Source organism: Solemya velesiana gill symbiont (assembly GCF_002020805.1).
Taxonomy (GTDB): Bacteria; Pseudomonadota; Gammaproteobacteria; order Chromatiales; family Chromatiaceae; genus Sedimenticola_A.
Genome location: NZ_MPRJ01000104.1, coordinates 1 through 6,552, shown reverse-complemented (window position 1 = coordinate 6,552; position 6,552 = coordinate 1). Strand labels below are relative to the sequence as shown.

General features: G+C 53.4%; 5 protein-coding genes and 1 pseudogene. 1 reads left to right on the top strand and 5 read right to left on the bottom strand.

Going from position 1 to position 6,552, the window contains the following annotated elements; all coding sequences use genetic code 11:
- Positions 1-103: 103 nt before the first annotated feature.
- Positions 104-469 carry a lactoylglutathione lyase gene (gloA, locus tag BOW53_RS12040; protein ID WP_078488224.1) on the top strand — a complete coding sequence of 122 codons (366 nt, stop codon included), beginning with the start codon at positions 104-106 and terminating at the stop codon, positions 467-469.
- A 35-nt stretch (positions 470-504) separates the two neighbouring features.
- Here the strand turns inward: gloA and BOW53_RS12035 are convergent, their stop codons facing one another.
- The 5 genes and pseudogenes from BOW53_RS12035 to BOW53_RS12015 form a co-directional block, all read right to left on the bottom strand.
- On the bottom strand, positions 505-927 hold the full coding sequence (locus tag BOW53_RS12035; protein ID WP_078488223.1) for a hypothetical protein: 423 nt from the start codon (positions 925-927) through the stop codon (positions 505-507).
- A 32-nt stretch (positions 928-959) separates the two neighbouring features.
- Complete coding sequence (gene ppk1, locus BOW53_RS12030; RefSeq protein WP_078488222.1) at positions 960-3,173, bottom strand: polyphosphate kinase 1; 2,214 nt, start codon at positions 3,171-3,173, stop codon at positions 960-962.
- An 846-nt stretch (positions 3,174-4,019) separates the two neighbouring features.
- Positions 4,020-4,322 (bottom strand): annotated as a pseudogene (locus BOW53_RS13595) (chemotaxis protein CheX); the annotation flags it as partial.
- A gap of 672 nt (positions 4,323-4,994) precedes the next feature.
- A complete protein-coding gene (gene dapE, locus BOW53_RS12020; protein WP_078488220.1) occupies positions 4,995-6,122 on the bottom strand; it encodes a succinyl-diaminopimelate desuccinylase in 1,128 nt (375 codons plus the stop codon).
- A gap of 8 nt (positions 6,123-6,130) precedes the next feature.
- Positions 6,131-6,472, bottom strand: a complete 342-nt coding sequence (locus tag BOW53_RS12015) for an ArsC family reductase (RefSeq protein WP_078488219.1) — start codon at positions 6,470-6,472, stop codon at positions 6,131-6,133.
- Positions 6,473-6,552 lie beyond the last annotated feature (80 nt).

Below are 6,552 nucleotides of genomic sequence, written 5' to 3'. Positions count from 1 at the left end.
CCACAAGAGGCTATCGATCACCGAATGAATTATTTATGGGGCGGCAAGTAGATTTGCTTGCTGCGTAATTGAATTGCAGTTATTACTTGAAACCGCCCATACCATGTTACGGGTAGGCGATCTGCAACGATCCATTGCTTTTTATACCGAAGTGCTGGGCATGCGGTTGCTGCGTCAGAAGGATTATCCCAAGGGGGAATTTACGCTTGCGTTTCTGGGTTACGGCAGTGAAGCTGAAAACAGCGTGATCGAGCTTACCTATAACTGGGGAGTGGATAGTTACGAGATCGGCAGTGCGTTTGGTCATATTGCCATCGAAGTGGATGATGTCTACCGGGCCTGTGAGGAGATCAAGAGCCGTGGTGGCAAGATCATTCGGGATGCCGGACCGATGAATGCAGGCACCACCATCATTGCTTTTGTAGAGGACCCCGACGGGTACCAGATTGAGTTGATCGGCAAACGTTAATGATCCGGTGACATATTCGATCGCCGAGATAACAATCAGATTATACGGGTCGTGGAAGGGCGCGCTGCAAGGAGCAGGGCAAAGGCCCAACCGATACTCCCTCCCAGTGCGGTATACACAATCGCGAACATGGCAGGCATTTCCGCCAGGCTGGCCCCGATAATAAAGCGCTGCAGATTTTTCTGTTTTGCTTCGGATTCAGTACCTGGGGTTGGTTGAGTCTGCCAGCGCCTCTCTTCTGACTGGCGCTTGGCAGCCAGCTTGAGACCCAGGTAGGGAAGGGCTGAAAGGAAGCCGACCCAGAGAATGATGTCCAGTATCTCCTGGGATACCGGCGTCGTCTCGACCTGGGTGGCCAGAAACCAGATGACCCCGCCCAGAAGTGAAACGGAACCGAGAAGCGCGCCCCACAGGATCTGCTGTGTTTTTTCCGGATCAAGAGGGTTTGTATCCGCCATCTCTATATATCCAAGGGCTATCTACAAACGTACTATCGCAGGTTTCTGCCCGGGCGTTTTGCCCGTTTTCCCCGCAGGTGCTTGGTAGCCTGCTTGGCCCGCTTCTCGGTATTGGCAATCAGCAGTGCCTGGCTGCCAATAATCATGTCATCCGATTCGGGCTGACGCTGCAGGTAGCTGCCGTCCGATTGCATGTCCCAGGCGCTTCGCTGGTCCTGTAGCTGGGTATCCAGCAGGAAGCGCAGGTTCTCTCTCAGTTTCGGATCTTCAACAGGTGTGACCACCTCTACACGGGATTCCAGGTTGCGCTTCATTGCATCAGCAGAGCCGATGAAGTACTCCTCGTCCCCCCCGTTGTGGAAGTAGTAGATACGTGTATGTTCCAGGAACCTGCCGACAATACCGACCACCTTGGCATTTTCCGAGACCCCTGGAAGCCCTGGGCGGAAGCGGCAGGTATCACGGACGATCAGGTCCACCTGGACACCATCTCGGGATGCCTCGTAAAGGGCGCGGGTGATATCGGCGTCTTCCAGCGCGTTCATCTTGAACTGGATCAGCCCCGGATTTTCCTCGCTGTGCAGTTTGCGTTCGCGGTCAATCTTGGCAAGGAGAGCCTGCTTCAGCATTTTCGGCGAAGGAAGCAGTTTTTCGTAGCTCCGCTGCGGCGTATAGCCGGTAGTGAGGTAGTTGAACAGCTCTGTGGCATCACGTCCGAGATTATCGTCGTTTGTCAGTATGCCCAGGTCGGAGTAGAGACGGGCGGTGCCGGCGTGGTAGTTACCGGTACCAATGTGCAGGTAACGCTTGAGTCCACCGTAGTCATTGCGCACTACCAGGATGATTTTCGAATGGGTCTTGAGGCCGACGACGCCATAGGTGACGTGGATACCTGCCTCTTCCATGCGGTTGGCCCAGCGTATGTTGGCCGCCTCGTCGAAGCGGGCCTTGAGCTCCACCACCACGGTGACCTGCTTGCCGTTTTGTGCTGCACGGATCAGTGATCTCACCACCTGGGAGTCGCTGGAGGTGCGGTAGAGGGTCATTTTGATGGCGCGCACCTTGGGGTCCTGGCTCGCCTCTCTGAGAAAGCGTTCCACAGAGGTGCCGAAGGATTCGTAAGGGTGCTGTAACAGTAGGGGGCCCCGTTCGCGGATGATATGGAAGATATTACGGCTATCTTTCAGTTCCGGATGATCCACGGCCTGGTGGGGTGGGTCACGAAGTTCAGGTAGGTCGAGAGATGCAAGCTCGAACAGGTCCCGCATGGCTTGCATGCCGTTGACTTCGTAAACGTCAATTTCTTCATCCAGGTGCAGTTCTGCCGCCAGCATGCCGCGATGCACGCTGTCCATGTGGGCCTGAACCTGCATGCGAACGATGGGGGCGAAGCGCCGGTCACGCAGCTCCGATTCAATCATAATGAGCAGGTCATCGGCATGCTCTTCGTTGCGCTCGGTATTGGCGTTGCGGGTGACCCTGAACAGTTCACAGCTCATTACCTCCATTTCCGGCATCAGCATGTCCAGGTTATGGGAAATCACATCCTCGAGACGCACAAAGTGGTTCTTATTGTGAATCTTCAGGAAGCGCGGTATGCCGGCACCCACAGGAATCTTGATGCGGGTGAGGGTGGTCTTGCTGGTTTTTCCGGGGTAACGCAGTTGCACCAGCAGGTTGAGTGACAGATTTGAGATGAACGGAAAAGGATGGGCCGGGTCGATGGCCTGCGGTGTGACCAGGGGGAAGATGTTCTGGTAGTAGTAGTCACGCAGGTAAGCCTCGTCTGCCTGGTCAAGTTCATCGTAGTTGAGGATGGCGATGTCGTGCTCACGCAAACCCTCCAGCACATCTACCAGGGCAGTGAGCTTCTGCGCTTCGATTTCCCGTACCACCTGGTTGCACTCGTCGATCTGTTCCTGGGCGGTGCGGCCATCCACTGTGCGTCGTGACATGCCGGCACCCACCTGCTGTTTCAGGCCGCCGATACGCTTCATGAAGAATTCGTCAAGGTTGGAGCTGACGATCGCGATGAATTTCAGTCTCTCCAGCAGGGGAACACGAGTGTCAGTGGCCTCATGCAGCACTCTTTTGTTGAACTCCAGCCATGTCAGCTCCCGGTTCAGGAAAAGAGAGGGATCATCAAGCGTCGGGACTGTCGTCGCAGATGTGTCGGATGCGTTGGCGGTAGCCTCGTCATTCGCTGCATTGGCATTTCCCGAAAAGGGTGCGGCAGTGGTGGTCATCGATGTATTCCGGGTGGTGTCTGGTGGTTTAATTACAAAAAAGAGATTGTTAAAAACTCTTTATATTTCAATCATTTTTACCATAAAAACGCTGTAAAGTCTCAAGAGATTTTGAGTAGTGATACTCCATCTGCCGTGGACTGTAACGATGCTCCGGTGCAATCGGGCACGCCAGCCTTGCCAGGCAGTTCCTGGCACAGACTGACGCGGCCTGTAGCCGGAAGGTTGTGCACTTATTCAAGTCTAGTCCAGTTTCCACGCTTATGGCGGAGGCCGGGCAGCTGGTTGTGCAAGGGCGGGTCTGGCAGCTGTGGCAGGGATTGGGGCCTTCTGCGTGGGCGGTTTTAGGTAGTTCTATATCGGTAATCAGTACTGCTCGGTATGCAAACCAGAGCCCCCATTGCCCATTGATGCCGATCCCGAGAGGGGAGTCATGATGCCACCCTGCATACCTGCCCAATCTCTGCAGTGGTACGGTTACCGGGCCAGGGAAAAGCACCTGATACCTGTCTCTCCCAAGGAGCTTATCAGCAAAAAGCCTGCTCTGTTCTGTACTGAAGTTATCTATAGGATCAGTTCGTTTGAACTGGTCTTCCGGGATTGCGCTCCAGAGTTTTTTTCCACCATGGCCTATCAGGATGAGTGACCTGGGATGATGTGAAAGGTTGGATGAATCGATTTTGGTCCGGATTTCAGCAGGTAGGGCATCCCAGCGCATTACTGAGATCAGGTTGAGTCCTGCCGATCGAAGTGAGGCGGCTTCAATATCCAGATATTTCAAAAGGCTACGCTGCTTCCTGGATTTGAAATATTGTTCTGCTGATTCCCATAGCCGGATCACAGGGACTAGCGAGCATGCTCCGTCATACAGATTTCTACGAAAAAGTGACCCGGCGATGTCTCAAAAGGCAGGAGTATGGTTCTTCCTGTGTGGCTGTGGGATATGGTGTGGCCTTTTCCTGAAACGACCCCGGGGATTGCAAGGTCGAAATCGTATCCCTGTTCACTGAGACTCCGTTTCGCGCCACCGGTTACAATATTGGTGATCTCGCCTACACAGTCCGTGACGGTGTCATTGATGTGGCTAATCTCTTCTCCAAGCATCCGGGTAGCCACTTCGAGAATGACGGGCTGGGGAATGTGATAGCCATGGAACCCTTTGCCTGGTTACCTGCCAAGTCGATAATTCTCGTTACATCCCCTTTTGCGATATTTCCATTTTTTAGAGTGGGGGGCGGCTGATACCTCCATCTGCGCCATGGTGGTGAGGACATTAACGATAGAGTGTAGAAAGGGATTGATGAATTCGGCCTTCATGCTGATTCCATTACGATTATTAGTGTTATTGGTAATTTACGTCCGATTGTATCGGCGCTGTCCATATTTACTTTACAGAAATATTTACCTCGGGTGGAGTTTTATTTGAACCAGTTCAAAAAATTGAGGCAAAAAAAACCTGGCTGGAGGAGCCAAGTTTATAAATAACTACCAAAGGAGGATGGAGGAGACAAAAGGTACAGCAAGACTCAGCACTACTACGATACTGCATTCGGCTGAGCCTTGCAGACCTTAGACCGTACAGTTAGATGTCCTGTAAAAAGGCCATCATAAACTGATTAAAAAATAATACAATAATAAAACGCTTACGTCAACATTTTTTCTATGGTGACGATGAAAGTGTGATGTGGTCCACAAAAAACATCGGTGCAGTAACTCGGTAATTATTATTTAAAACAATAAGATAGTGAGTGTTGTTAAAGTCAGCACAGGGGAGTGAAGGGTTGCAGTATGCAGGTGCCGGATAGGAATTGCCAGGGCAGGTTAGCTCAACAATCTCTCAAGTGTTCTGTCGTAAATCGCCGAAAGTGTATCGAGATCCTCAACCGAGACACACTCGTTGACTTGGTGGATAGTGGCATTGAGTGGGCCCACTTCCACAACCTGGGCGCCTGTGGGGGCGATGAAACGGCCGTCCGATGTGCCGCCGGACGTGGATAGCTCGGTTCGGTAACCGGTTATATTGCTGATAGCTGCCTGAACAGCATCTACGAGTGCGCCTTCCGGGGTCAGAAAGGGGTGTCCGGAGAGGCGCCAAGCCAGGTCGTAGCTCACACCCTCTTCATCGAGAATGGTGTGTACCCGGGTCTTGATTTTCTCCTCGTCCAACTCGGTGGAGAAGCGGAAGTTGAACAGCACCTCCATCTCGCCGGGAATGACGTTTTCGGCGCCGGTTCCTGCGTTGATGTTTGAGATCTGGAAACTGGTGGGGGGGAAGTGGTCATTGCCCTCATCCCAGGTTTCTCCACTCAGGCGGGCCAGGGCCGATGCTGCACTATGGACCGGATTGGAAGCAAGGTGAGGGTAGGCCACGTGGCCCTGCTTTCCGAAAACCGTGAGAATGCCGCTGAGAGAACCTCTTCGTCCGTTCTTCACGACGTCACCAACCCGGTCTGTGCTGGACGGTTCGCAGACCAGGCAATAGTCGATTTTCTCGCCGCGCTGTTCCAGGGCCTCCATAACCTTGATCGTGCCGTGGGTGGCGATCCCTTCTTCATCACTTGTGATCAGAAAAGCGATTGAACCGCTGTGATCCGGGTGATTCTCCACGAAGGACTCCACTGCCGTGATCATGGCGGCCAGGCTGCCTTTCATGTCTGCGGCACCTCGCCCGTAGAGCAGGTCGTCCCGGATCTCCGGTGCGAAAGGATCAGAGTCCCAGGCTTCGCTTCTGCCCGGGGGGACCACGTCTGTATGGCCGGCAAAGGCAACCACAGGGCCGGTATCGCCCCTCCGTGCCCAGAAATTGTCCACTTCGCCAAAGCGCATTCGCTCGATCTGGAAGCCTATCGCCTCCAGGCGCTGGATCATCACATCCTGGCAGCCTGCATCCTCCGGCGTGATAGAGCGACGGCTGATGAGGTCGATGGCGAGATCCAGGGTCTTTGACATGTGTTGAATTAGAAGAGTTCGCTGTACTGCTTTTCTGAATACCCGACTATACGATGGTCGCCCAGGTCAAGTACCGGGCGCTTTATGATGCTGGGGGTTTCCAGCATAACCCGTATGGCCGAGGCTTCGTCGATATTATTCTTGACCTCGTCGCTGAGCTTGCGCCAGATCATACCGCGGCGGTTGAGCAGGGTCTCCCAACCCAGCTCCTTCACCCATCCCCGGAGCCGGTTTTCATCCAGGCCCAGTTTCTTGAAGTCATGAAATTCATACTCGACACCGTTCGCTTCAAGCCACTTCCGGGCCTTCTTCATGGTGTCGCAGTTGGGTATTCCGTAGATCTTTACCATGGTCAATTTTCCAATCGCAGAGACTTGGGTGATCAGTTAAGGATGGTCTGAAAAATAAGAGTTTTCATTCACCAGGCACC